Source organism: Achromobacter sp. SX5, assembly GCF_056711425.1.
Genome location: NZ_CM160041.1, coordinates 5,383,196 through 5,405,474, shown reverse-complemented (window position 1 = coordinate 5,405,474; position 22,279 = coordinate 5,383,196). Strand labels below are relative to the sequence as shown.

Annotated in this window: 24 protein-coding genes; 8 read left to right on the top strand and 16 right to left on the bottom strand. The window is 68.0% G+C overall.

Going from position 1 to position 22,279, the window contains the following annotated elements; all coding sequences use genetic code 11:
* Positions 1 to 21: 21 nt before the first annotated feature.
* The 4 genes from AC1M14_RS25350 to nhaA form a co-directional block, all read right to left on the bottom strand.
* Positions 22 to 783 (bottom strand): uracil-DNA glycosylase, encoded by a 762-nt coding sequence (locus tag AC1M14_RS25350; RefSeq protein ID WP_102775166.1) that lies wholly within the window; start codon positions 781 to 783, stop codon positions 22 to 24.
* Positions 784 to 816: 33 nt separating this feature from the next.
* The gene (tenA, locus tag AC1M14_RS25345) at positions 817 to 1,479 is read right to left on the bottom strand and encodes a thiaminase II (protein ID WP_111826884.1); all 663 of its coding nucleotides are present in this window, start codon (positions 1,477 to 1,479) and stop codon (positions 817 to 819) included.
* 82 nt (positions 1,480 to 1,561) lie between these two features.
* On the bottom strand, positions 1,562 to 1,951 hold the full coding sequence (locus tag AC1M14_RS25340) for a DUF488 domain-containing protein (RefSeq protein ID WP_479730641.1): 390 nt from the start codon (positions 1,949 to 1,951) through the stop codon (positions 1,562 to 1,564).
* Between the two features lie 66 nt (positions 1,952 to 2,017).
* Complete coding sequence (gene nhaA, locus AC1M14_RS25335; RefSeq protein WP_479730640.1) at positions 2,018 to 3,226, bottom strand: Na+/H+ antiporter NhaA; 1,209 nt, start codon at positions 3,224 to 3,226, stop codon at positions 2,018 to 2,020.
* 305 nt (positions 3,227 to 3,531) lie between these two features.
* Here nhaA and AC1M14_RS25330 point away from each other — a divergent pair, with 305 nt between their 5' ends.
* Positions 3,532 to 3,906, top strand: coding sequence for a hydrogenase (locus AC1M14_RS25330; protein WP_479730639.1), 375 nt, complete (start codon positions 3,532 to 3,534; stop codon positions 3,904 to 3,906).
* On the top strand, positions 3,900 to 5,036 hold the full coding sequence (locus AC1M14_RS25325; protein WP_479730638.1) for a glycosyltransferase: 1,137 nt from the start codon (positions 3,900 to 3,902) through the stop codon (positions 5,034 to 5,036). The genes AC1M14_RS25330 and AC1M14_RS25325 overlap by 7 nt, the downstream gene beginning before the upstream one ends.
* Positions 5,037 to 5,203: 167 nt before the next feature.
* Here the strand turns inward: AC1M14_RS25325 and AC1M14_RS25320 are convergent, their stop codons facing one another.
* From AC1M14_RS25320 to AC1M14_RS25305, 4 genes are all read right to left on the bottom strand, one after another.
* Positions 5,204 to 5,668 (bottom strand): HIT family protein, encoded by a 465-nt coding sequence (locus AC1M14_RS25320; protein WP_102775172.1) that lies wholly within the window; start codon positions 5,666 to 5,668, stop codon positions 5,204 to 5,206.
* A complete protein-coding gene (locus AC1M14_RS25315; protein ID WP_102775173.1) occupies positions 5,665 to 6,114 on the bottom strand; it encodes a GNAT family N-acetyltransferase in 450 nt (149 codons plus the stop codon). Before AC1M14_RS25315 ends, AC1M14_RS25320 begins: the two co-directional genes overlap by 4 nt.
* 22 nt (positions 6,115 to 6,136) lie before the next feature.
* Entirely contained in the window at positions 6,137 to 7,603 is a 1,467-nt protein-coding gene (gene pap, locus AC1M14_RS25310) for a polyphosphate:AMP phosphotransferase (RefSeq protein WP_102775174.1), read from the bottom strand.
* A gap of 89 nt (positions 7,604 to 7,692) precedes the next feature.
* A complete protein-coding gene (locus tag AC1M14_RS25305; protein WP_102775175.1) occupies positions 7,693 to 8,556 on the bottom strand; it encodes an MBL fold metallo-hydrolase in 864 nt (287 codons plus the stop codon).
* 124 nt (positions 8,557 to 8,680) lie between these two features.
* Here AC1M14_RS25305 and AC1M14_RS25300 point away from each other — a divergent pair, with 124 nt between their 5' ends.
* From AC1M14_RS25300 to AC1M14_RS25280, 5 genes are read left to right on the top strand one after another with little or no spacing between them, the layout of a single operon-like run.
* Positions 8,681 to 9,016, top strand: coding sequence for an ArsR/SmtB family transcription factor (locus AC1M14_RS25300; RefSeq protein WP_102775176.1), 336 nt, complete (start codon positions 8,681 to 8,683; stop codon positions 9,014 to 9,016).
* The gene (locus tag AC1M14_RS25295) at positions 9,013 to 9,447 is read left to right on the top strand and encodes a YeeE/YedE family protein (RefSeq protein WP_479730637.1); all 435 of its coding nucleotides are present in this window, start codon (positions 9,013 to 9,015) and stop codon (positions 9,445 to 9,447) included. The genes AC1M14_RS25300 and AC1M14_RS25295 overlap by 4 nt, the downstream gene beginning before the upstream one ends.
* Position 9,448: 1 nt before the next feature.
* Positions 9,449 to 9,868: a DUF6691 family protein gene (locus AC1M14_RS25290; RefSeq protein ID WP_479730636.1), complete on the top strand. Its 420-nt coding sequence runs from the start codon at positions 9,449 to 9,451 to the stop codon at positions 9,866 to 9,868.
* An 18-nt stretch (positions 9,869 to 9,886) separates the two neighbouring features.
* The gene (locus AC1M14_RS25285; RefSeq protein ID WP_479730635.1) at positions 9,887 to 11,122 is read left to right on the top strand and encodes an NAD(P)/FAD-dependent oxidoreductase; all 1,236 of its coding nucleotides are present in this window, start codon (positions 9,887 to 9,889) and stop codon (positions 11,120 to 11,122) included.
* Between the two features lie 10 nt (positions 11,123 to 11,132).
* Positions 11,133 to 11,963, top strand: coding sequence for a sulfite exporter TauE/SafE family protein (locus AC1M14_RS25280; RefSeq protein ID WP_479730634.1), 831 nt, complete (start codon positions 11,133 to 11,135; stop codon positions 11,961 to 11,963).
* Here the strand turns inward: AC1M14_RS25280 and AC1M14_RS25275 are convergent.
* The 7 genes from AC1M14_RS25275 to AC1M14_RS25245 form a co-directional block, all read right to left on the bottom strand.
* On the bottom strand, positions 11,954 to 13,222 hold the full coding sequence (locus AC1M14_RS25275) for a phenylacetate--CoA ligase family protein (protein ID WP_111826873.1): 1,269 nt from the start codon (positions 13,220 to 13,222) through the stop codon (positions 11,954 to 11,956). The two genes, AC1M14_RS25280 and AC1M14_RS25275, sit on opposite strands and share 10 nt — an antisense overlap.
* A gap of 82 nt (positions 13,223 to 13,304) precedes the next feature.
* A complete protein-coding gene (locus AC1M14_RS25270; protein ID WP_102775182.1) occupies positions 13,305 to 14,141 on the bottom strand; it encodes an ABC transporter ATP-binding protein in 837 nt (278 codons plus the stop codon).
* Positions 14,142 to 14,353: 212 nt separating this feature from the next.
* Complete coding sequence (locus tag AC1M14_RS25265) at positions 14,354 to 15,691, bottom strand: ABC transporter substrate-binding protein (RefSeq protein ID WP_102775183.1); 1,338 nt, start codon at positions 15,689 to 15,691, stop codon at positions 14,354 to 14,356.
* 86 nt (positions 15,692 to 15,777) lie between these two features.
* The gene (locus tag AC1M14_RS25260; RefSeq protein WP_102775184.1) at positions 15,778 to 16,842 is read right to left on the bottom strand and encodes a branched-chain amino acid ABC transporter permease; all 1,065 of its coding nucleotides are present in this window, start codon (positions 16,840 to 16,842) and stop codon (positions 15,778 to 15,780) included.
* A gap of 10 nt (positions 16,843 to 16,852) precedes the next feature.
* On the bottom strand, positions 16,853 to 17,782 hold the full coding sequence (locus tag AC1M14_RS25255; RefSeq protein ID WP_479730633.1) for a branched-chain amino acid ABC transporter permease: 930 nt from the start codon (positions 17,780 to 17,782) through the stop codon (positions 16,853 to 16,855).
* 11 nt (positions 17,783 to 17,793) lie between these two features.
* Positions 17,794 to 18,591: an ABC transporter ATP-binding protein gene (locus AC1M14_RS25250; RefSeq protein WP_102775186.1), complete on the bottom strand. Its 798-nt coding sequence runs from the start codon at positions 18,589 to 18,591 to the stop codon at positions 17,794 to 17,796.
* A 3-nt stretch (positions 18,592 to 18,594) separates the two neighbouring features.
* On the bottom strand, positions 18,595 to 20,571 hold the full coding sequence (locus AC1M14_RS25245; protein WP_209165849.1) for an AMP-binding protein: 1,977 nt from the start codon (positions 20,569 to 20,571) through the stop codon (positions 18,595 to 18,597).
* 167 nt (positions 20,572 to 20,738) lie between these two features.
* On the opposite strand from AC1M14_RS25245, the gene AC1M14_RS25240 reads away from it, so the two are divergent.
* Positions 20,739 to 21,446, top strand: a complete 708-nt coding sequence (locus tag AC1M14_RS25240) for a Crp/Fnr family transcriptional regulator (RefSeq protein WP_102775188.1) — start codon at positions 20,739 to 20,741, stop codon at positions 21,444 to 21,446.
* Positions 21,447 to 21,545: 99 nt separating this feature from the next.
* Here the strand turns inward: AC1M14_RS25240 and AC1M14_RS25235 are convergent, their stop codons facing one another.
* Entirely contained in the window at positions 21,546 to 22,268 is a 723-nt protein-coding gene (locus AC1M14_RS25235) for an ABC transporter ATP-binding protein (protein ID WP_102775189.1), read from the bottom strand.
* Positions 22,269 to 22,279 lie beyond the last annotated feature (11 nt).

The window sequence follows — 22,279 nt, the reverse complement described above, 5'->3', positions numbered from 1 at the left end:
TCGTTTTGTGCAGTGCGGCGATCATAACCCGAATTCGCCTTGCAAGGGAATTATTTTTTTGTCCAGCTCCCAATCAATAGGGTTTTTCCCTTGGTTGGCCAGCCATTCGTTGGTTTTCAGGAAATGGCCGCAGCCCAGGAAGGGCACGGGCGGCCTTCTGGCCGACAGCGGCGAGGGGTGGTTGGCCATCAGGACCAGGTGGCCGCTGTCGGCCGGCAGCAGGGCCTGCTTGGCCTGGGCGTGGGCGCCCCACAACATGAAAACCTTGGGGGACGGATCGCGCGCGACCAGGGCGATCAGCGCGTCGGTCACGGTTTCCCAGCCGCGCCGGGCGTGGGAGGCGGGCTGGCCGTCCTCCACGGTCAGCGCCGTGTTCAGCAGCAGCACGCCCTGTTCGGCCCAGCAGCTCAGGTCGTTGCCGGCCGGCACGCGGGATCCCGGGTACTCCAGCGCGATTTCGTTGAAGATGTTGCGCAGGCTGGGCGGGCGCTTGCAGTCGTCCGGCACCGAGAAGGCCAGGCCCTGGGCCTGGCCGGGGCCGTGGTAGGGGTCCTGGCCCAGGATCACCACGCGCACGTCCGAGGGCGCCAGGCCGTGCAGGGCGCGAAACGGCGTGGCGGGATAGACGGTGGCGCCTTCGGCCAGGCGTTTTTCCACGTGGGCGGTCACCGCGGCCAGCGCGTCGGCCACCGGCCGGTCGGAAAAGGCCGCCAGCCAGGCGGCGGGAAGTTGCGCCGTCTGGGCGGCGAGGGCGGCGGGAATCAGGCGGTTGTCGGTCGGCATGGGCGCGATTTTGGCACACGGCGCGGCCGCGCCTCAGGCCGGCCAGCCGGCCTGGCGATAGGCCGAGTCCCAGAACATCCATTCCAGCTGGGCCGCGTGCGTGTAGGCCTGGTGCATCGCCGCCAGCGTCTGCGCCGAGGCCGATTCCGCGGCGCGATCCACCGAGGCGATCACGGCCCGCACCAGCGCATGGAATTCGTCGCCCGCGTAGGTGTCGATCCAGGCGGCGTAGGGATTGGGCCGGGTGGCGCGCGCGTGGATCTCGCGGCCGATCTCGGCGTAGATCCAGAAGCACGGCAGCAGGGCGGCCAGCGCCACCGGGTACGGCGCGCTCCAGGCGGTGGCGATCAGGAAGCTGGTGTAGTGGTGGCTGGCCGGCGTCAGCGGCGTGGCTTCGAAGGTGGCGGCGTCGATGCCGTACTGCTTCATGAAACCTTCGTGCAGCGAGCGTTCGGCGACCACCGCGCCGCGGGCGGCTTCGGCGAACTGCACCACGCCGTCGGCGTCGTCGGCCTTGGCGGCGGCGATGGCCAGCGCGCGTCCGAACGCCACCAGATAGTGCGCGTCCTGGATCATGTAGTGCTTGAACGCGCTCTCGTCGAGCTGGCCGCTGGCCAGTTCGCGGTTGAACGGCATGTCGCGCGTTTTTTCGTAAAGCGCGGCGTTGCGCGCCCAGGCGTCGGAGCTGAAAGACATGGGGATTCCTCGAGGCGGGTGGGCAGGCTGCCCGGCCAAAGGAGGCTAGGGTACCAAAGACCGGCGCGCCCCGAGGCGGGCCTCAGGCGTGGCGCTTGCCGTGCCGTTGGGCGTAATCCAGCAGCGCGTCGCGCAGCACCACGGCCTGGTTGTGCTCGGCGTCGTGGGCGCCATAGAGCAAGGTCAGCGGCCGCTTGCCGGCGGCCTGCAGCAGGGCTTCCAGGCGGGCCTGCTGCTCGGGCGCGGCCAGCTCGGCCAGGTATTTGCGGCGGAACTCGTCCCAGCGTTCCTCGACGTGGTTGAACCACTTGCGCAGTTCGGTGGTGGGCGCGAGGTCGCGGGCCCATTCGTCCAGCCCCAGGTCGTCGCGGCGCAGCCCGCGCGGCCACACGCGGTCCACCAGCGCGCGGTAGTTGCCTTGCGGTCCGGTGCCTTCGTAGACGCGTTGCAGGGTGATGGCGGGCGGTTTCATGGCGGCTCCTCGGGGTCGTGGCGGCTGACCCCGTCTACCGTCTACTTTAGCGCCGCCCGCCCGTCGTCATGGCGTTTCGGCGCGGCCGCCGGCGCGCAGCAGCACGAACCCCACGATGGCCGAGGCCAGCGAGCCCGTCAGCACGCCGATCTTGGTGGCGTCCACGGCGGCCGGGTCGGTGAAGGCCAGGGCGCCGATGAACAGGCTCATGGTGAAGCCGATGCCGCACAGCAGCGCGACGCCGTAGAGCTGGGTGTAGGTGGCGTGGCGCGGCAGGGTGGCGAGGCCGCTCTTGATGGCCAGCCAGGCAAAGCCGAACACGCCCAGCTGCTTGCCCAGGAACAGGCCCAGCGCCACGCCCAGCGGCACCGGCTGCGCCAGCGTGGCCAGCCCCAGGCCGGCGAAGGAGACGCCCGCGTTGGCGAAGCCGAACACCGGCACGATGAGCAGGGCCACCGGCTTGTGCAGCGCGTGTTCCAGCGCATGCAGCGGGGAATATTCGCCGGTATCGCCCTGGTTCTGCGGGCGCAGCGGGATGGCCAGGGCCAGAGCCACGCCGGCCAGCGTGGCGTGCACGCCGGATTTCAGGACGAAGTACCACAGCACCGCGCCGATCAGCAGATAAGGCGCCAGGCGCAGCACGCCCATGCGGTTCATGCAGAACAGCACGACCAGCAGGGCGCCCGCCATGCCCAGCGCGAAGGTATTGAGCGTGGACGTATAGAAGAGCGCGATGATGACGATGGCGCCCAGGTCGTCAAGAATGGCCAGCGCGGTCAGGAAGACCTTCAGCGAGGTCGGCACCCGGCTGCCCAGCAGCGCCAGGATGCCCAGCGCGAAGGCGATGTCCGTGGCTGCCGGGATGGCCCAGCCGCGCAGCGTCTCGGGGCTGCCGGCATTGATCAGCACGTAAATCAGCGCAGGCAGCACCATGCCGCCCACCGCCGCGATGCCCGGCAGCACGATGCGGGCCGCGCCGCGCAACTGGCCGTCCAGCACCTCGCGCTTGATTTCAAGGCCGACCAGCAGGAAGAACACCGCCATCAGGCCGTCGTTGATCCAGTGCAGCACGCTTTCCTTGAGCACGACCGGGCCGGCCTGGAAGCCGAACTTGGTTTCGAGCGCGCCGAAGTAGTACGGCGCGGCCGGACTGTTGGCGACGATCAGCGCGACCAGCGCGGCCAGCATCAGGACATAGCCGCCGAGCGCTTCGGACTGCAGGAAGGCCTGGAAGAGGGAGGGGGATCTGGGGGTGGACGAAGCCGGTCGATTCACTTTTTACGGCCTTGATTACATTTTGATAATATACGCGGCGAGAACCTGAATTTTACCTGAATACATGAACGATGGCGCTCTATTTCGGATATCTTCGCTGATTTTCAGCAAAAAACGGGCGATTCGCATTCAATCTTTATCCCGCGGTCTCGGACCGATTCCCCTGCCGTATCCGAAAATCCTCTACTAGAGTCTGGCCCAGGCGCATGACCGCGCGATAACCATCCGCCGATTCCCGCAATCGGCCTTTCCCGACATTCCGATCCGCCCCTCGGTCGAGCCGTCCCGGCAACGCCGGCCAGTACATGCCTTTATCTCCTCTCACGGTATTGACCTACACCCCCGCCCGGCCCGGCGCCGCCAGCCGCCTGGTAGATGTCGGCGACGCCCTCGTCGTGCCGGCCGGCCCCATCGCCCACGGCGTTTACCGAACCCACAGGCTCGCGCCCAGCGCGCGCCTGCTCGCCTGGGCCCGTGCCGGGGCGCGTTTCGACCTCTCCCGCACGGGCGCGGCGCGCGTCTGGGCGGACGGCAGCCTGCAGGCCTCCGAGTGCCCGCATGAATGTTGCGCCACGGGTGCGGCCGCGCTGGACCCCGAAGACATCGCCTACCTGGGCGCGTACCTGATGCACCAGGGCCGCCGCTGGAGCGATACGGACGACGCCTCCCCATCATGCTGAACGCCGCCGAAACGCCGCGTCGGCCCGCCGCGGGCCTGCGCATCCTGCATACCGAAGCCGCCACTTCGTTCGGCGGGCAGGAGTTCTGCATCTACAAGGAAATGATCGCCATGCGCGAGCGCGGCCACCATCTCGAGGCGCTGTGCCAGCCCGAGGCGGAACTGGGCCGCCGCCTGCGCATGGCGGGGTTCACGGTGCACCTGATGCCCATGGACGGCCTGCACAATTTCCTGCGGGGCGTGGCGTCGGTGCGGCGCCTGCTGCGGCGCGGGGGCTTCGACGTGGTCAATACGCACAGCCGGCGCGACACCGTGCTGGCCGCGATCGCGGCGCGCCTGGCCGGCACGCCGCTGATCGTGCGCACGCGGCATCTGGCCAAGCCCATCAATTCGCTCTATGCCTACACCTGGCTGGCGCATCGCGTCATCGCGGTCAGCGCCTATGTGCGCAAGCAGCTGCTCGACGGCGGCGCGCGGCCCGCGTCCATCGCCACCATTTATTCGCCGGTGGCGCTGCCGCAGGCGCGCCAGGGCGTCTGCGTCCGGCGCGAACTGGGCCTGGCCGCGGACGACCTGGTCATCGGCTGCGTGGCCGTGATGCGGGCGGACAAGGGCCACGCCGACCTGATCGAGGCCTTCCACCGCATTTCCGGCGCGTTCCCGCAGGCCCGGCTGGTGCTGGCGGGCGACGGCATGCCGCTGTTCGAGCGCCTGCAGGCGCAGGCGGCTTCGCTGGGGCTGGCGCCGCGCGTGCATTTCCTGGGCCGGCGCGACGACATCGGCGACGTGATGGCGGCCTTCGACGTGTTCGCGCTGCCCACACAGCGCGAGGCGCTGGGCACCGTCTTTATCGAGGCCGCGGCCATGGGCGTGCCGGTCATCGGCGGCAACGTGGGCGGGGTGCCGGAAACCATGCAGGCGGACGTGACCGGCCTGCTGGTGCCGCCGCGCGATCCGGCCGCGCTGGCGGCGGCGCTGGAGCGCCTGCTGGCCGACCCCGGGCTGCGCCGGAGCATGGGCCGGGCAGGCAGAGACTGGATACGCGGGCAGGGGTTGTTCTCGGCGGAAACCGCCGCCAGCCAGGTCGAGCAGGCCTACTCGCGCTGGCTGGCCGAACTGGGCGCGCGCTAGTGCGCTAGTGTGCTGTCCCGTAGATGCGTCCGCACGACGAAATTTCTCCTCTTGGCGTCAGGGCTAGGCGCAAACCGCAGCGATACCCGTAGGTATCGCGAGGATTTGCAACGACGCCCTGGCGTCAAGGGGGGAATTTCGTGCGGGCGTATCTACGGGACAGCACACTAGTGCCAGAGCAGGGCGTTCATCGCCTCGACCAGCCGGTTGCGGTAGCGCGGCAGCAGGGCCTGCAGTTCCGCGCGCCGCGCCTTCCATTCCTCGGATTCCGCGCCCTGCGCCACGCGCGGCGGCGCCCAGATCGCGTCGGGGAAGTGGCGGTCGCCGCGCCAGCGCGGGATCACATGCCAATGCAGGTGCGGCACCATATTGCCCAGCGAGGCCAGGTTGACCTTGTCGGGCGACAGTATCGATTGCTGCGTTTCCTCCACCACGTACACGGCCCGCATCAGCAGGTCGCGTCCATGCGTGGACAGGCTGGTCATTTCGGCCAGGTGGCCGTTCCAGACCACCCGCGTGAAGCCGGGATAATCCGGATCGGCGACTTCGATGATGCGCAGGTGCGGGCCGCGCCACAGCAGCGCGCCGCCGTCTTCCTGGCACAGCGGACAGTTGGGATCACGTGCGCTCATGTCAGCGTTTTCCGGTATTGAATGAAGCCGGAGCGGTCGGCGATGCGGTCGTACAACTGAATGGCGGTGGCGTTGGTTTCATGGGTCAGCCAGTATACGCGCGCGCAATTGGCCGCGGCCGCCTGCGCGTAGACGTGTTCGATCAGCTTGCGGCCCGCGCCGGCGCCGCGCACGTCCGGGGCCACGTACAGGTCCTGCAGATAACAGTAGTCGCCGGCGGTCCAGGTCGAGCGGTGGAAGATCCAGTGCACCAGTCCGATGGCGCGGCCGCTGTCGTAGGCCAGCGCGGCGTGCATGGGCTGCGCGCCGTCCAGCAGGCGCGCCCAGGTGTTGCGCGTGACGGCGTCGTCGATGTCGACGCGGTAGAAGTCCTGGTAGCCCTTCCACAGCGGCAGCCAGGCGTCGAAGTCGGCGGCGACGATGGGTCGGATCTCTACGGTACTCATGGCGGGGCCCTCCGGCGGGATTTCAGAGCTGGGTTTCCAGGGCTTCGACGATGTGCCGCAGCACCTGCACGCGAGCGTAGCGTTTGTCGTTGGCCGAGACCACATGCCAGGGCGCGCGGGCCACGTCGGTGCGGGCCAGCATTTCGTTGGCCGCGGCCGCGTAGTCCTGCCATTTGTCGCGGTTGCGCCAGTCCTCGGCGGTGATCTTGAAATTCTTGAACGGCGATTTCTCGCGTTCCTTGAACCGTTCCAGCTGCACGTCCGGCGTGATCGCCAGCCAGAACTTCAGCACCAGCGCGCCGCTGGCGGCCAGCTGCCCTTCGAAGTCGTTGATCTCGGCATAGGCCCGGCGCCATTGGGCCGGCGGGGTCAGTTTCTCGACGCGTTCGACCAGCACGCGGCCGTACCAGGACCGGTCGAAGATGGCGATGCGCCCATGGCGCGGCACCTGGCGCCAGAACCGCCACAGATAGGGGCGGGCCAGCGCTTCGCTGCCTGGCGCGGCGATGGGCGTGATGTCGAACTGGCGGGCGTCCAGCGCATGCGTCACGCGCCGGATGGCGCCGCCCTTGCCGGCGGCGTCCTGCCCCTCGAACACCAGCACCAGCGAACGCTCCTGGAACTTGCGCGAGCGCGCCGCGCGCGCCAGCCGGCCCTGCAGCAATCCGAGTTCGGATTCGTAGTCGCTCTTGTCGAGGCGCGCGTCATAGTCCAGCTGGCCCAGCCGGTCCGCCACGCGCGTCGGCCGCGAGTGGGGCACGAAGCTGGCCGGAATGCGCGGCACGCCGCGCTGGCGCATGGCGGCCAGCACCGCCTCGGCCGTGCGCGCCGTGCGCATCTGCTCGTCGGCGCTGGGGATCACGACCCAGGGCGCATGGCCGCTGTCGGTATGGTTCAGCACCGTCTGCCCGGCGTTGCGGATGCGGTCGTACTTCTTGTAGACCTTGAGGTCGACCGGGCTGACCTGCCACGAGGTCTCGGGGCTGGCCAGCAGGCGCTTGGCGCGCGCCTTCTGGGCCTGGGCCGACAGGTGGAACCAGAGTTTCACGATCTGCACGCCTTCGGCGGCCAGCATCGCCTCGAAGCGCCGGATCGCGACGGCCTGCGCCTCGATGCTGTCCTGGTCGGGCCGCTTGCGCATGGCCTCCAGGATCATCGGCGCGTACCAGGAGCCGAACACGATGCCGGTGCTGCCCTTGGGCGGCAGATCGTTCCAGTAGCGCCACAGCGGCGGACGTTCCAGTTCCTCGCCGACGCGCGGGCCGTAGGCCAGCGTCTTGATGTGGCGCGGGTCCATCCATTCGTTGAGCAGGTTGATGGTGGCGCCCTTGCCGGCGCCGTCGATGCCGGCCACCACCACCAGCAGCGTCTTGTCGGCCTTGGCCAGACGCTGGTATTGCGCATTCAGCAGGGCGACGCGCAGCCGCGCCTCCATCGGCTTGAATGCCTCTTTCGAGAGGCTGGGGTCGGCTTCGGCTTCGGCAAACATGGACGGTCCGTCGGTCGGCATTTCTGCGATCGGCCGATCTTGCGGGATAAGTCCGGGGCACGCAAGCCCGGGGCGCAAGCCCGCGCCGTTCAGAGCGCGTCGACGGGTATCTTCAGGTAGCGCACGCCGTTGTCTTCGGCCGGCGGGAAGTGGCCGGCGCGGATGTTGACCTGGATGGCCGGCAGGATCAGGGTGGGCATGGAAAGCGTGGCGTCGCGCCGCGTGCGCATGGCCACGAACTCGTCCTCGCCGATGCCGTCGCGCACATGGATGTTGGCGCGGCGCTGTTCGGCCACCGTGGTCTGCCAGGCGGCTTCGCGGCCGGCGGGCGGGTAGTCGTGGCACATGTACAGCTTGGTCTCGGCGGGCAGGCTCAGCAGGCGCTGGATGGAGCGGTACAGCTGATGGGCGTCGCCGCCGGGGAAGTCGCAGCGCGCGGTGCCCACGTCGGGCATGAACAGCGTGTCGCCCACGAAGGCGGCGTCGCCGATCAGGTAGGCCATGTCGGCCGGCGTATGCCCCGGCACGTGGATGGCCTGCGCCGTCAGCGCGCCGATGCGGAAGGCCTCGCCGTCGGCGAACAGGTGGCCGAACTGCGAGCCGTCGAGCTGGAACGCCGGCTCCAGGTTGAAGATCTTCTTGAACACGCCCTGCACGGTCTGGATGCTTTGCCCGATGGCGATGACGCCGCCGAGCTGCCGCTGCAGATAGGGCGCGGCCGAAAGGTGGTCGGCGTGGGCGTGGGTTTCCAGCAGCCATTCGGTCTTCAGGCCGTGCTGGCGCACGTAGTCGGCCACGCGATCGGCGCTGCCGGTGCTGGTGCGGCCCGACTTGGGATCGTAGTCGAGCACGGAGTCGATGATGGCGCAGGCGCCGCCCGGGGCCGTTTCATGGACCACGTAGGTGATGGTGGCGGTGACGGGGTCGAAAAAGCCTTGGATATGAGAGGGCATGGACGCTCGCCTGGCAGCGCATTGCTGCGTGCATAAAACAATATATGTTTTTCAATAATATTGTTGAATATTCTATCGGTCAATATAATGATCAACATCCTCCAGGCAGATTGATGCTCATCAAATGAACGAAGTGCTGACCGAATGCGAGGTCGCCGTCCTGCGCGAATCCGCATCCCAGGCCTGCGCGCTGCTCAAGGCGCTGGCCAACGAAGACCGTCTGCTGCTGCTGTGCCAGCTGGTGCAGAACGAACGCAACGTCGGCGAACTCGAGGCGCTGACCGGCATCCGCCAGCCCACGCTGTCGCAGCAGCTGGGCGTGCTGCGCGACGAAGGGCTGGTGGCGACGCGGCGCGTCGGCAAGTATGTGTACTACCAGATGGCCAGCTTCGAGGTCAGCCAGGTCATGAAGACCCTGTCCAGCCTGTATTGCGGGCGCGCCATGGAGTCGCTCAAGTGACGCTGGACTGGCCGGCCTTCACCCCTGTTGCCTCCGCCCTGGGCGGCCTGCTGATCGGCGCGGCCGCGGTGCTGATGATGGGCGGCGCGGGCCGCATCGCCGGCATCAGCGGCATCCTGGGCGGACTGCTGGGGCCCGCGGGCGCGGGCCGGAGCTGGCGGCTGTCCTTTCTGGCGGGCCTGTTCGCCGCGCCCTGGCTGTACCGGCTGGGCGCGGCGCTGCCCGCCATCGCCGTCGAAGCCGGCACGGCCAGGCTGATCGCCGCCGGCCTGCTGGTGGGCCTGGGCACGCGCTATGCGTCGGGCTGCACCAGCGGCCACGGCGTCTGCGGCATATCTCGCGGCTCGCCGCGTTCGCTGGCGGCGACCGCGCTGTTCATGGCGGCGGGCTTCGTCACCGTCTACGCCTTGCGCCACCTGGGAGGCAGCTGACATGGCCGCCTTGTTCGCATTCGCATCGGGCCTGGTGTTCGGCCTGGGACTGATCGTCTCGGGCATGGCCAACCCCGCCAAGGTGCTGGGTTTTCTGGACCTCGCCGGCGCCTGGGACCCGTCGCTGGCCTTCGTGATGGGCGGCGCGGTGCTGGTGACGGCGGCCGGCTTCGCCGTGCTGCGGCGCCGTCGCGCCAGCCTTTCGGGCGAACCGCTGCACTGGCCGACCGCCGCTCGCATCGACAGGCGCCTGGCGCTGGGCAGCCTGACGTTCGGCGCGGGCTGGGGCCTGGCCGGCTTCTGTCCGGGCCCCGCGCTGGTGGCGGCGTCGGCCGGCGTGCGCGAGGCGCTGGTGTTCGTGGCCGCCATGCTTGCCGGCATGGCGGTATTTTCAATCCTTGAAAGAATCAAAAGCCGGTAGACCGGCATGGAGACAAGCATGCCCATGACGCAAAGCCAACGAGATTTCGACGTGCTTGTGGTGGGCGGGGGCGCGGCAGGCATAGGCGTGACCGCCAGCCTGCTGCGCCGGCGTCCGGACCTGCGCATCGGGGTCATCGAGCCCAGCGACAAGCACTATTACCAGCCCGCCTGGACCCTGGTGGGCGGCGGCGCTTTCGACGTGGCCAAGACCGTGCGCGCGACCCGCGACGTGATGCCGGCGCGCGCCACCTGGCTGCAGGCCGCCGCGGCCGGCTTCGAACCCGAGGCCGACCGCGTGCTGCTGGCCGACGGCCGCGCCGTGACCTACCAGCATCTCATCGTCTGCCCCGGCCTGCGCCTGGCCTGGGAACAGGTGGACGGCCTGACCGAGACGCTGGGGCGGCAGGGCGTCACGTCCAACTACCGCTACGACCTGGCGCCCTACACCTGGGAACTGGTGCGCGGCCTGAAGGGCGGGCAGGCGCTTTTCACGCAGCCGGCCATGCCCATCAAATGCGCCGGCGCGCCGCAAAAAGCGATGTACCTGGCGTGCGACCACTGGCGGCGCAGCGGCGTGCTGGACCGCATCGAGGTCGAGTTCGACCTGGCCGGCGCCGCGCTTTTCGGCGTGCCGACCTTCGTGCCGCCGCTGATGCGTTACGTGGAAAGCTACGGCATCGCGCTGGCCTTCAATTCGGCGCTGGTGGCCGTGGACGGCGGCGCCCGCAAGGCCTGGTTCGACGTGAAGGGCGAAGACGGCGCGGTGGCGCGCGTGGAGAAGTCTTTCGACATGCTGCACGCCGTGCCGCCGCAGACGCCGCATGCCTTCATGAAGAACAGCCCGCTGGCCGACGCCGCCGGCTGGTGCGAGGTCGACCCGGCCACGCTGCGCCACGTCCGCCACGCCAACGTGTTCGGGCTGGGCGACGGCATCTGCACGACCAACGCCAAGACCGCGGCGGCCGCGCGCAAGCAGATCGTCACGGTCGCCGAAAACCTGCTGGCGCTGCGCGAAGGCCACGCCATGCCGGTGGCCTACGACGGCTACGGCTCCTGCCCGCTGACGGTGGAGCGCGGCCGCGTCGTGCTGGCGGAATTCGGCTACGGCGGCAAGCTGCTGCCGACCTTCCCGCTGGACCCGACCGTGCCGCGCAAGAGCGCCTGGTTCCTCAAGGCCAGGATGCTGCCGTGGATCTACTGGAACGGCATGTTGAAGGGCCGTGAATGGCTCGCCCGGCCGTTCGGCAACTGAGCGCGCGTCCATGATCGCGACAGTCTGGGCGGCCAGCGCGGCGCTGGGCGGCTGCGTGGGCCTGATACTCGGGCTGACCGGCGCGGGCGGGGCCATCATGGCCGTGCCCCTGCTGGTCTTCGGCCTGCATCTGCAACTGGCGCAGGCCGCGCCCATCGCCCTGCTGGCCGTGGGCCTGTCGGCCGCGCTCGGCGCGGTGCTGGGCCTGCGCAAGGGCCAGGTGCGCTACCGGGCGGCGGGCTTCATGGCGCTGACCGGCATCATCGTGTCGCCGCTGGGGCTTTGGGCCGCGCGGCGCCTGCCGAACGCGCCGCTGTCCATTGTTTTCGCAGGCGTGCTGGGCCTGGTGGCGTGGCGCATGTGGCGCCAGGGCGCTGGCGCCGCGGCAGCGGCCGTGCAGGCGACGCGCGTGCCGCCGTGCCAGCTCAACGCCGGCACCGGCCGGCTGCGCTGGACCGCGCCCTGCGCGCGCGCCTTGACCGGCACGGGCGTGATCGCCGGTTTCCTGTCGGGGCTGCTGGGCGTGGGCGGGGGCTTCGTGATCGTGCCGGCGCTGCGCCGCGCGACCGACCTGCCGATGCAGGCCATCGTGGCCACCTCGCTGGGCGTGATCGCGCTGGTGTCGGCCAGCGGCGTGGTGGCCGCGGCGGCGGGCGGTCACCTGGACTGGGCGATCGCGGCGCCGTTCACGGCGGCCGCGGTGCTGGGCATGCTGGCCGGGCGCGCGGTCGCCGACCACTTCGCACCGCGCCGCCTGCAGCAGGGTTTCGCGCTGTTCGCCGCCGTGGTGGCCGCGGCGATGCTGGCCAAGGGCGTGATGGCGCTGGCCGCCTATTCGTAGGTGCGCACGTCGTCGATGACCTTGCCGTCGTTCGGCAGGCTGCCGACGTCCACCCATTGCACGTCGCTGCGCAGCTTGGTGACGTCGCGCACCGATTCCGCGATGCGCTGGCCGAGTTCCTCGCTGCGGTCCTGCGATTCCACCTTGAGCACCATGCGGTCGGACCCGGTGTTGCCGCTGATCACCAGCCGCGCGCGCAGGATTTCCGGATGGCGGCGCGCCACGTCGGCCACCTGCGACGGATGCACGAACATGCCGCGCACCTTGGTGGTCTGGTCGGCGCGGCCCATCCAGCCCTTGATGCGGGTATTGGTGCGCCCGCAGGGCGACAGGCCCGGCATGACGGCCGACAGGTCGCCGGTGCCGAAGCGCACCAGCGGGTAGTCGGGATTGAGCGTGGTGACCACGACCTCGCCGACTTCGCCGTCGGGCACCGGCTCGCCGGTGCCGGGGCGCACGATCTCGACGATGATGTCCTCGCCCAGCACCAGGCCTTCGCGCGCCGGCGTCTCGAAGGCCACCATGCCCAGGTCGGCGCTGCCGTAGGCCTGGTAGCCCTCGATGCCGCGCGCCGCCAGCCAGTCGCGCAGCGACGGCGGGAAGGCCTCGCCCGAGACCAGCGCGCGGCGCAGCGAATCCAGCTTCACGCCGAGTTCGTCGGCCTTCTCCAGGATGATCTTGAGAAAGCTGGGCGTGCCGGTGTAGCCGGTGGGCGCGAGATCCTGGATCGCGCGCACCTGCTGTTCGGTCTGCCCGGTGCCGCCGGGAAACACGCTGCAGCCGACGGCGTGCGCCGCGGTTTCCATCATGGAGCCGGCGGGGGTGAAGTGATAGGAGAAACAGTTGTAGGCCAGTTCGCCGGCGCGGAATCCCGCCGCGTGCAGGGCGCGCGCGAAGCGCCAGTAGTCGGCGCGCGCGCTTTCCGGTTCGTAGATGGGGCCGGGCGAGGCGAACACGCGCAGCGCCTCGCCCCAGCCGATCGCGGAAAAACCGCCGAAGGCCTTGCGCGGCCCGGCGGGCGCGGCCGCGTCGCCGCGGCTGTGCTGCTGGCGTTCCAGCAGCTCGTGCTTGCGCAGCACCGGCAGGCGCGCCAGCGCGGCGCGCGAGGTGATGGTGGCGGGGTCGACGCCGCGCAATTGCTCGGCGATGGCCGGCGCCCGGGCCATGGCCCGGGCGATCGCGCCGGGCAGGGCGGCCATCAGATCGCGCTCGCGCTGCTCGGGCTGGCGGGTTTCCAGAACATCGAAAAACTCGGACATGGGATCGCACCCTCTCGTGTGCCGTACTGCGGTGTCGTTGCCGGCGGCGGGCCGGGCCGCGCCGGCTTCGCCGCGTCAGGAATCAGGCCAGCCAGCGTTTGCGGCGGCGGTAGAACTTGTTGTCCCGGAAACTCTTGCGCTCGCCGCTGGAGATGCCCAGGTAGAACTCTTTGACGTCCTCGTTCTCGGCCAGGTCGGAGGCGGCGCCGTCCATCATCACGCGGCCGTTTTCGAGGATGTAGCCGTAGTCGGCGTAGCGCAGCGCGATGTTGGTGTTCTGCTCGGCCAGCAGGAAGCTGACGCGCTCGCGCTGGTTCAGGTCGCGCACGATCTCGAAGATCTCTTCCACGATCTGCGGCGCCAGCCCCATGGACGGCTCGTCCAGCAGGATCATGTTGGGATTGGCCATCAGCGCGCGGCCGATGGCGGTCATCTGCTGCTCGCCGCCCGAGGTGTAGCCGGCCTGGCTGGCGCGGCGCTGCTTCAGGCGCGGAAAATACTGGTAGACCCGGTCCAGCGCCGCCGCGGTGTCGCCGCGCCCCATGTTGCGCGTATAGGCGCCGGTCAGCAGGTTCTCTTCGATGGTCAGGTGCGCGAAGCAGTGGCGGCCTTCCATCACCTGGACCACGCCGCGCTTGACCAGCTCGGCCGGAGACAGCTTTTCGATGCGCTGGTCGCGGTACTGGATATAGCCCTTGGTCACGTCGCCGCGCTCGCCCTTGAGCAGGTTCGAGATCGCCCGCAGCGTGGTGGTCTTGCCCGCGCCGTTGGCGCCCAGCAGCGCCACGATCCGGCCTTCCGGCACCTGCAGGGACACGCCCTTGAGCACCAGGATGACGTGGTTGTAGATCACCTCGATGCCGTTGACGTCGAGCAGCACCTTGGGGGCGTCAGCGGCGGCGATATTGGTGGCGTTCATGATCGTTCCTGCTGCGTGGTGAAAGTCGGCCCGCTAGGACCGGCCATCGATTCATACGAAAGTCGAAAGAAAGAGAAAGAACTTCCCCGAAGCACGCCAGACACCGCATGTAGCCAGCGCCCCCAAGCGGGGCCGCGGCAGATCCGGCTTTGCCGGTCTCCTGCGGCGCCCCCCCTGGGGGGGAAGCGCCGCCGGCGCTTCGGGGGGGGGGTCTACTTGCACTCGCGGGGCGTGATGTTCTTTTCCTTGGCGTACTTCGCGGCGCCTTCCTTCACCATCGGGTCCAGGATGGACTTGTCGGATTGGTACCAGTCGGAGACGACCTTGAACTTCGCGCCGTCCCACTGCACGATGCGGGCCCAGTCGTCGCCCATGTGGTTGCCGCAAGAGGTCTTGACCGGGCGCATGATCTTGCCGAAGCCCAGCTTGTCGAGCTTCTCCTGCGTCAGGTCGAGGTTCTCGAAGCCCCAGCGCACCTGTTCCGGCGTGAGCGCCTTGCCCTTGCCGTACTTTTCCTGCGCGGCGCGGATCGCCTCGACCTGCAGCATCGAGATCATCATGCCGCGCGTGTGCGCGATGGTGCCCAGCGTGGTGTTGCCCGACTTGTCCGAGCCCTGGCCCTTGTCGTAGACGTACTTCTTCAGGTCGTCGTAGACCTTGTCGTGGTCGGCGCCGCTGTTGTGGATGGTGATGGCGTTGTAGCCCTTGGCGACGTCGCCGAGGTCCTTCACGTCGCCTTCGGAGCCGGCCCACCAGATCGCGTACATCTTGTCCCGCGGATAGCCGCTGGCCTGGGCTTCGCGGATGGCGGTGGGCGTCATGATGCCGGCGCTCCACAGCAGCACGTAGGCCGGACGCGCCTGGCGGATCTGCAGCCAGGTGGACTTCTGTTCTACGCCGGGGGCGGTCACGGGATAGAGCAGCAGCTCGAAGCCTTCCTTGGCCGCGCGCTTCTGCAGCAGCGGGATCGGCTCCTTGCCGTAGGGCGAATCGTGATAGACCAGGGCGATCTTCTTGCCCTTGAGCTTGGCCATGCCGCCTTCTTTCTTGGCGATGTCCTGGATCATCACGTCGGCCGCGGTCCAGTACGTGCCCAGCAGCGGGAAGTTCCATTCGAACACGCTGCCGTCGACCGACTGCGACAGGCCGTAGCCCATGGTCTCGACCGGCACCTTGTCGACCATGGCCTTGTCGCTGACGGCGAAGGTAATGCCGGTGGACTGGGTATCGAAGCCCGAGGCGCCGGTGCCCTTGCCCTTGAGGCGTTCATAGCACTCCACGCCGCGGTCGGTGGCGTAGGCGGTTTCGCACTCTTCGTACGTGATCTTGACGCCGTTGACGCCGCCGTCGCGTTCGTTGACCAGCTTCAGGTAGTCCAGCTTGCCGTCCGCCCAGGGAATCCCCAGCGGGGCGAAGGATCCGGTGCGATACACCAGCAGCGGAACGAACTGCTCTTCTGCCGCCATCGCCGGCGTGGCCACGGCGCCAACGGCGCCGGCTGCGGCCACCAGGGCTGCCGCCAACTTCAGGTTAAGACGCTTCATCTCCATTTACCTCCTGCGTGGTGTTGGGTCCATGAACCCTGGGACACCGGGGTTGGCCCGGTCTTGAGCCGGGTATTCAGTACAGCAATGTGCTAGTGGGGGAAGGGCCAGATGCGGAGTTTTTCCTTGCCGATGCTCCACAGGCGGGCCAGTCCATGCGGTTCCGCGATCAGGAAGAACACGATCAGCGCGCCGAACACCATGTGCTCGACGTGCGCCGCGGTGTCCACCGACAGCGACAGGCCCAGCATGTGCGGCACGTTGGTCAGCGCCACCGGCACCAGCACGATGAACGCGGCGCCGAAGAAGCTGCCGATGATCGAGCCCAGCCCGCCGATGATGACCATGAACAGCAGCTGGAACGAACGCCCCAGGTCGAAGGCCAGCGGTTCCCACGAACCCAGGTGGATGTAGCCCCACAGCGCGCCGGCCACGCCGACGATGAACGAACTGACCGCGAACGCCGTGAGCTTGGCGTACATGGGGCGGATGCCGATGACCGAGGCCGCCACGTCCATGTCGCGGATCGCCATCCACTGGCGGCCGATGGCGCCGCGCACCAGGTTCTTGGCCAGCAGGCTGAATACCACCACCAGCGCCAGCACGAAGAGATACTTCTCCAGCGCGCTCTGCACCGGCAGGCCGAAGAAGTGCAGCGGCGGCACCGACACGTTGCCCGACGAGGAGTAGTTGGTGAAGAACGGGATGCGCAGGAACGCCCAGTCCACGAAGAACTGCGCCGCCAGCGTCGCCACCGCCAGGTACAGGCCGCGGATGCGCAGGCTGGGTATGCCGAAGACCACGCCGACGATGGTGGCGAAGAAGCCCCCCAGCAGGATCTGCACGATCAGCGGGATCTCGGGAAAGCGCACGCCGAAGTTCCACGCCGCATAGGCGCCGACGGCCATGAAGGCGCCGGTGCCCAGCGAGATCTGGCCGCAATAGCCCACCAGGATGTTCAGGCCCACGGCGGCCAGCGCCAGGATCAGGAACGGGATCAGGATGGCGCGCAGCAGGTAGTCGCTGGCCAGCGCCGGCACGGCGATGAAGGCCGCCGCCAGCAGCAGCCAGATGAAGATGCGGTCCTGGCGGATCGGGAAGATCTGCTGGTCGCTGCGATAGCTGGTCTTGAATTGGCCGTTTTCGCGATAGAACATGTTTTATTCCTCAGACCCGGTCGATGATCTTCTCGCCGAACAGCCCTTGCGGACGGAACAGCAGGAACACCAGCGCAAGCACATAGGCGAACCAGATTTCGATGCCGCCGCCCACGAGCGACCCCAGGTAGACCTCCGACAGTTTTTCTCCGACGCCGATGATCAGGCCGCCCAGGATGGCGCCCGGCACCGAGGTCAGCCCGCCCAGGATCACCACCGGCAGCGCGCGCAGCGCCGCGGTCGAGAGGGTGAACTGCACGCCGAACTTCGAGCCCCAGATCACGCCGGCCACCAGCGCCACCAGGCCCGCCACGCTCCAGACGATGACCCAGATGCGGTTCAGCGGAATGCCGATGGATTGCGCCGCCTGGTGATCGTCGGCCACCGCGCGCAGGGCGCGGCCGGTCGAGGTGTACTGGAAGAACAGCGCCAGCGTCGCCACCAGCAGGGCGGCGATCACGGCCGCGGTCAGGTCTTCCAGGTTGATCAGCAGGCCGCCCTCGAACACGGAGTCCAGGATCAGCAGCGGGTCCTTGGGCATGCCGACGTTGATGGAATACACCGAGCTGCCGAAGGTGATCTGGCCCAGGCCGTCCAGGAAGTAGCTGATGCCCAGCGTGGCCATGAGCAGGGTGGTGGCCTCCTGGTTGACCAGGTGGCGCAGCACGTAGCGTTCGATGGCCATGGCCAGCAGGAACATCACGCCGGCGCTGACGATGAAGGCCAGCACGTTGGCCAGGATCATGTTGTCGAAGCCCAGCCATTGCGGCAGCCACTCCGAGAAACGCGCCATGGACAGCGCGGCCACCAGCACCATCGCGCCCTGCGCGAAGTTGAAGACGCCGGAAGCCTTGAAGATCAGCACGAAGCCCAGGCCGATCAGCGCGTACAGCATGCCGCTCATCAGGCCGCCGAATAAGGTCTCTAGAAAAAATCCCATGTCTGTCCGCCTCAGTGCGACACGCCTAGATAGGCCTTGACCACTTCTTCGTTTGCCCGGACCTCGTCCGGCTTGCCGTCGCCGATCTTCTTGCCGTAGTCCAGCACCACCACACGGTCGGAGATGTCCATGACCACGCCCATGTCGTGCTCGATCAGCACGATGGTGGTGCCGAATTCGTCGTTCACGTCGAGGATGAAGCGGCTCATGTCCTGCTTTTCTTCGATGTTCATGCCGGCCATGGGCTCGTCCAGCAGCAGCAGGCGCGGCTCCATCGCCAGCGCGCGGCCCAGGTCCACGCGCTTTTGCAGGCCGTAGGGCAGCCGGCCCACCGGGGTCTTGCGGTAGGCCTGGATCTCCAGGAAGTCGATGATGTTCTCGACGAACTCGCGGTGCTGGATTTCCTCGCGCTCGGCGCGGCCCAGGCGGAAGGCCTGCGCCAGCAGCCCGCACTTCATGCGCAGGTTGCGGCCGGTCATGATGTTGTCCAGCACGCTCATGCCCTTGAACAGCGCCAGGTTCTGAAAGGTGCGCGCGATGCCCATTTCGGCGGCGCGGCGCGGATTCATGCGCGAGAAGTGCTCGCCGCGGAAGGCGATGGCGCCTTCCTGCGGCGTATAGACGCCGTTGATGACGTTGAGCATCGAGCTCTTGCCGGCGCCGTTGGGGCCGATGATGGCGCGGATCTCGTGTTCGCGCACGTTGAAGGAAATGTCGGTCAGCGCCTTGACGCCGCCGAACGACAGGGAAATGTTCTGCATGTCCAGCATGACGTCGCCGATACGCTGGTCGCGGTCGTTGTGGCTCATGGTCTACGCGGCTCGGGCGGTGATGGCGGGAAACGTCTTTACCGGGCGGATTTTCAGGTCCGCCGAAATCTTGCCGGTGCGTCCGTCTTCGAATTTCACTTCGGTCTCGATGAACTGCGACTGCTTGCCGCCGTACAGCGCGTCGATCAGCACGCCGTACTTCTGCGCGATGAAGGCGCGGCGCACCTTGCGCGTGCGGGTCAGTTCGTCGTCGTCGGGATCGAGCTCCTTGTGCAGGATCAGGAAGCGGCTGATCTGCGAGGCCGACAGCTTGGGATCGGTGGCGAGATCCGCGTTGACCTGCTCCACGCAGTCGGCGATGAGCTGGTAGACCTCGTCCTTGGAGGCCAGGTCGGTATAGCCCGCGTAGGGCATGCCGCGGCGCTCGGCCCAGTTGCCCACGGCCTCCAGGTCGATGTTGATGAAGGCGCAGACGTCGTCGCGGTTGGCGCCGAAGGCCACGGCCTCTTTGATGTGCTGGAAGAACTTGAGCTTGTTCTCGATGTACTTGGGCGCGAACAGGCTGCCGTCGGCCAGCTTGCCCACGTCCTTGGCGCGGTCGATGATCTTGAGCTGGCCATCGGTGTCCAGATAGCCGGCGTCGCCGGTATGGAACCAGCCGTCGGCGCTGCGGGCCTCGGCCGTCGCTTCCGGGTTGCGGTAGTACTCCTTGAAGAGGCCGGGGCTCTTGACCAGGATCTCGCCGTTTTCGGCCACGCGGATCTCCACGCCGTCGACCGGCGGGCCGACGGTGTCGTCGCGCACGTGGCCGTCGGGCTGCACGCAGACGAACACCGAGGTCTCGGTGGAACCATACAGCTGCTTCAGGTTGATGCCGATCGAGCGGTAGAACACGAACAGGTCGGGGCCGATGGCCTCGCCCGCCGTGTACGCCACGCGCACGCGGCTCATGCCCAGCGCGTTGCGCAGCGGGCCGTAGATCAGCACATTGCCCAGCGCGTAGCGCAGGCGGTCCCACGCGCCGACGGATTCGCCGTCCAGGATGCGGGTGCCGACGCGGCGCGCCAGCTTCATGCAGCTGGCGAACAGCTTGCGCTTGATGAGGCCGGCGTCTTCCATGCGGATCATCACATGGGTCAGCAGGCCTTCGAGCACGCGCGGCGGCGCGAAGTAATAGGTGGGGCCGATGTCGCGCATGTCGATGGACACGGTGTCGGGCGACTCGGGATGGTTGACGGTGAAGCCGGTGACCAGCAGCTGCGTGTACGAGAACATGTTCTGGCCGATCCAGGCCGGCGGCAGATAGGCCAGCACGTCTTCCTGGTCGGTCAGTTTTTCCAGTTCGGAGACGGCGCGCGCACGGTCGATCAGCGCATGGTGGGTCAACACCACGCCCTTGGGCTTGCCGGTCGTGCCCGAGGTGTAGAACATGGCGGCGGGGTCCTGCGGCTGCACCGCGGCGATGGCGGCGTCCAGAAAGCCGGGGTGCCTGGCCGCGTATTCGTCGCCCAGCGCTTCCAGCTTTTCATACGACATCAGCATGTCGTCGGCGTAGTGGCGCAGGCCGCGCGGATCGTCGAACACCACGCGCCCGAGCGCGGGGCACTGTTCGCGGATCTCCAGCATCTTGTCGACCTGTTCCTGGTCCTCGACCACGGCGACGCTGATCTCGGCGTCCTGCAGCACGTAGACCATTTCCTGGGCTACGGCGTCCTGGTAGAGCGGCACCGGGATCGCGCCCAGCGACTGCGTGGCCATCATGGCCATGTACAGGCGCGGCCGGTTCTCGCCGACCACGGCCACGTGCATGCCGGGCTGGATGCCCAGGGCGGCCAGGCCATTGGCGACGCGCCGTACGTGCTCGGCCACTTCCGACCACGTAAGGGTTTGCCAGATCCCCAGATCTTTTTCGCGTATCGCGGGCCGCGACCCGCGCACCTTGGCATGCGTGAACAGCAGCGCCGGAAAAGTATCCGACGCCGCCGGCATCCGGGCGGATGCGGGCGGTGTATGTGCCACGTTGTCTCCTCCGGTTTGGGCGCTACGGGCCGGGGCCGCGCGGGGCGGCGCTGGCGATGGGCGCTTGACCAGTTGGTTTTAGATTTACGGCAGGACTTAAGGTATAAGGTTGGGTTGCTACCAACTGTCACCATCGCGACATTCAAGGACCTTTTAGGGTATTCCCGATGCAGCTAGCCGACTCCCTGCAACTCGCCGCGGCCTGGTTTCGCGTGCTCGACCGCGACCAGCAATCGCGGGTCGAGCGGGACCTGACCGTGCAGCAGGCCGCCGCCGGCTCGATCATAGAGCGCAAAGGGGAGCTCGCACAGGCTTGGATCGGCGTGCTGGCGGGGCTGGTCAAGGTGTCGGTGGGCAATGCCGAAGGCAAGGTCGCATCGCTGACCGGCGTGCCGGCCGGCGGCTGGATCGGCGAAGGTTCGCTGCTCAAGCGCGAGATCCGCAAATACGACATCGTCGCGCTGCGCGACTCGGTGGTCGCGCGCCTGCCGGCGGCCACCTTCGACTGGCTGCTCGACACCAGCATTCCCTTCAACCGTTATCTGCTGCATCAGTTGAACGAGCGCGTCGCGCAGTTCATCGGCAAGGCCGAATACGACCGCCTGCTGGACCCGGACGCGCGCGTGGCGCGTTGCCTGGCCGAGCTGTTCAACCCCTTGCTGTATCCCGGCATGGGGATGCGATTGACGATTACGCAGGAAGAGGTCGGCTATCTGGCCCGGGTATCGCGCCAGCGCGCCAACCAGGCCCTGCGCAAGCTGGAAGAAGCCGGCCTGCTGAATGTGGAGTACGGGGCGGTGCGGGTGCTGGACCTGGACGGGCTGAAAGGGTATGGGTCGGATCGTGGGGCGGAGGATGGGACGGGCGGCGCCTGATGGGTTGCGCGCGTTCGGCCGCGGGTTTCTTATGTTGAATGTCTCGCGCTACACCCATCCTACGGATATCGAACGCGCGCAACCCATCTGCCGCCCTCCCTAATGCGATCCCCCCAGATACGCCGCCACCACCGCCGGATCGTGCTTGAGCTTGTCGGCGCTGCCGTGCACCGAAATCCGCCCGTTCTCCAGCACGTAACCATAGTCGGCGACGTTCAGCGCGGCGGCGGCGAATTGCTCCACCAGCAGCATCGTCACGCCCTCGCTCTTGAGCCGCTCGATGATCCTGAATACTTCTTCCACCAGGATCGGCGCCAGCCCCATCGACGGTTCGTCCAGCAGCACCACTTCGGGGTTGAGCATCACGGCGCGGGCCATGGCCAGCATCTGCTGCTCGCCGCCGGAGAGCGTGCCGGCGAGCTGGGTGCGGCGTTCCTTCAGGCGCGGGAACAGGTCCATGGCGCGGCCCAGGTCGGCCTGGACGTCGCCTTTGGGGCGGCTGCCGCTCAGGCGCGGAAAGGCGCCCAACAGCAGGTTGTCGGTCACCGACAGGGTGGGGAACACGCGCCGGCCCTCGGGCGAGTGCGCCAGCCCCAGCCGCGCGATACGGTGGGACTCCAGCCCGTCGATGCGCCTGCCGCCCAGCGTGACCTCGCCCGCGGCGGGGCGGATCATGCCCGAGAGCGCGCGCATGGTGGTCGTCTTGCCGGCGCCGTTCGAGCCGATCAGCGTCACCACCTTGGCCTTGGGCACCTCCATGCTGATGCCGTGCAGCACCTTCACCTTGCCGTAGCCCGCTTCCAGATTCTTGATCGATAGCATGTTGTCGTCTC

Coding starts and splice junctions, on each gene's coding strand:
- AC1M14_RS25350 (WP_102775166.1), bottom strand. CDS start 783: ATGCCGACCGACAACCGCCTGATTCCCGCCGCCCTCGCCGCCCAGACG.
- tenA (WP_111826884.1), bottom strand. CDS start 1,479: ATGTCTTTCAGCTCCGACGCCTGGGCGCGCAACGCCGCGCTTTACGAA.
- AC1M14_RS25340 (WP_479730641.1), bottom strand. CDS start 1,951: ATGAAACCGCCCGCCATCACCCTGCAACGCGTCTACGAAGGCACCGGA.
- AC1M14_RS25330 (WP_479730639.1), top strand. CDS start 3,532: ATGCCTTTATCTCCTCTCACGGTATTGACCTACACCCCCGCCCGGCCC.
- AC1M14_RS25325 (WP_479730638.1), top strand. CDS start 3,900: ATGCTGAACGCCGCCGAAACGCCGCGTCGGCCCGCCGCGGGCCTGCGC.
- AC1M14_RS25320 (WP_102775172.1), bottom strand. CDS start 5,668: ATGAGCGCACGTGATCCCAACTGTCCGCTGTGCCAGGAAGACGGCGGC.
- AC1M14_RS25315 (WP_102775173.1), bottom strand. CDS start 6,114: ATGAGTACCGTAGAGATCCGACCCATCGTCGCCGCCGACTTCGACGCC.
- pap (WP_102775174.1), bottom strand. CDS start 7,603: ATGTTTGCCGAAGCCGAAGCCGACCCCAGCCTCTCGAAAGAGGCATTC.
- AC1M14_RS25305 (WP_102775175.1), bottom strand. CDS start 8,556: ATGCCCTCTCATATCCAAGGCTTTTTCGACCCCGTCACCGCCACCATC.
- AC1M14_RS25300 (WP_102775176.1), top strand. CDS start 8,681: ATGAACGAAGTGCTGACCGAATGCGAGGTCGCCGTCCTGCGCGAATCC.
- AC1M14_RS25290 (WP_479730636.1), top strand. CDS start 9,449: ATGGCCGCCTTGTTCGCATTCGCATCGGGCCTGGTGTTCGGCCTGGGA.
- AC1M14_RS25285 (WP_479730635.1), top strand. CDS start 9,887: ATGCCCATGACGCAAAGCCAACGAGATTTCGACGTGCTTGTGGTGGGC.
- AC1M14_RS25280 (WP_479730634.1), top strand. CDS start 11,133: ATGATCGCGACAGTCTGGGCGGCCAGCGCGGCGCTGGGCGGCTGCGTG.
- AC1M14_RS25275 (WP_111826873.1), bottom strand. CDS start 13,222: ATGTCCGAGTTTTTCGATGTTCTGGAAACCCGCCAGCCCGAGCAGCGC.
- AC1M14_RS25270 (WP_102775182.1), bottom strand. CDS start 14,141: ATGAACGCCACCAATATCGCCGCCGCTGACGCCCCCAAGGTGCTGCTC.
- AC1M14_RS25265 (WP_102775183.1), bottom strand. CDS start 15,691: ATGGAGATGAAGCGTCTTAACCTGAAGTTGGCGGCAGCCCTGGTGGCC.
- AC1M14_RS25260 (WP_102775184.1), bottom strand. CDS start 16,842: ATGTTCTATCGCGAAAACGGCCAATTCAAGACCAGCTATCGCAGCGAC.
- AC1M14_RS25255 (WP_479730633.1), bottom strand. CDS start 17,782: ATGGGATTTTTTCTAGAGACCTTATTCGGCGGCCTGATGAGCGGCATG.
- AC1M14_RS25250 (WP_102775186.1), bottom strand. CDS start 18,591: ATGAGCCACAACGACCGCGACCAGCGTATCGGCGACGTCATGCTGGAC.
- AC1M14_RS25240 (WP_102775188.1), top strand. CDS start 20,739: ATGCAGCTAGCCGACTCCCTGCAACTCGCCGCGGCCTGGTTTCGCGTG.
- AC1M14_RS25235 (WP_102775189.1), bottom strand. CDS start 22,268: ATGCTATCGATCAAGAATCTGGAAGCGGGCTACGGCAAGGTGAAGGTG.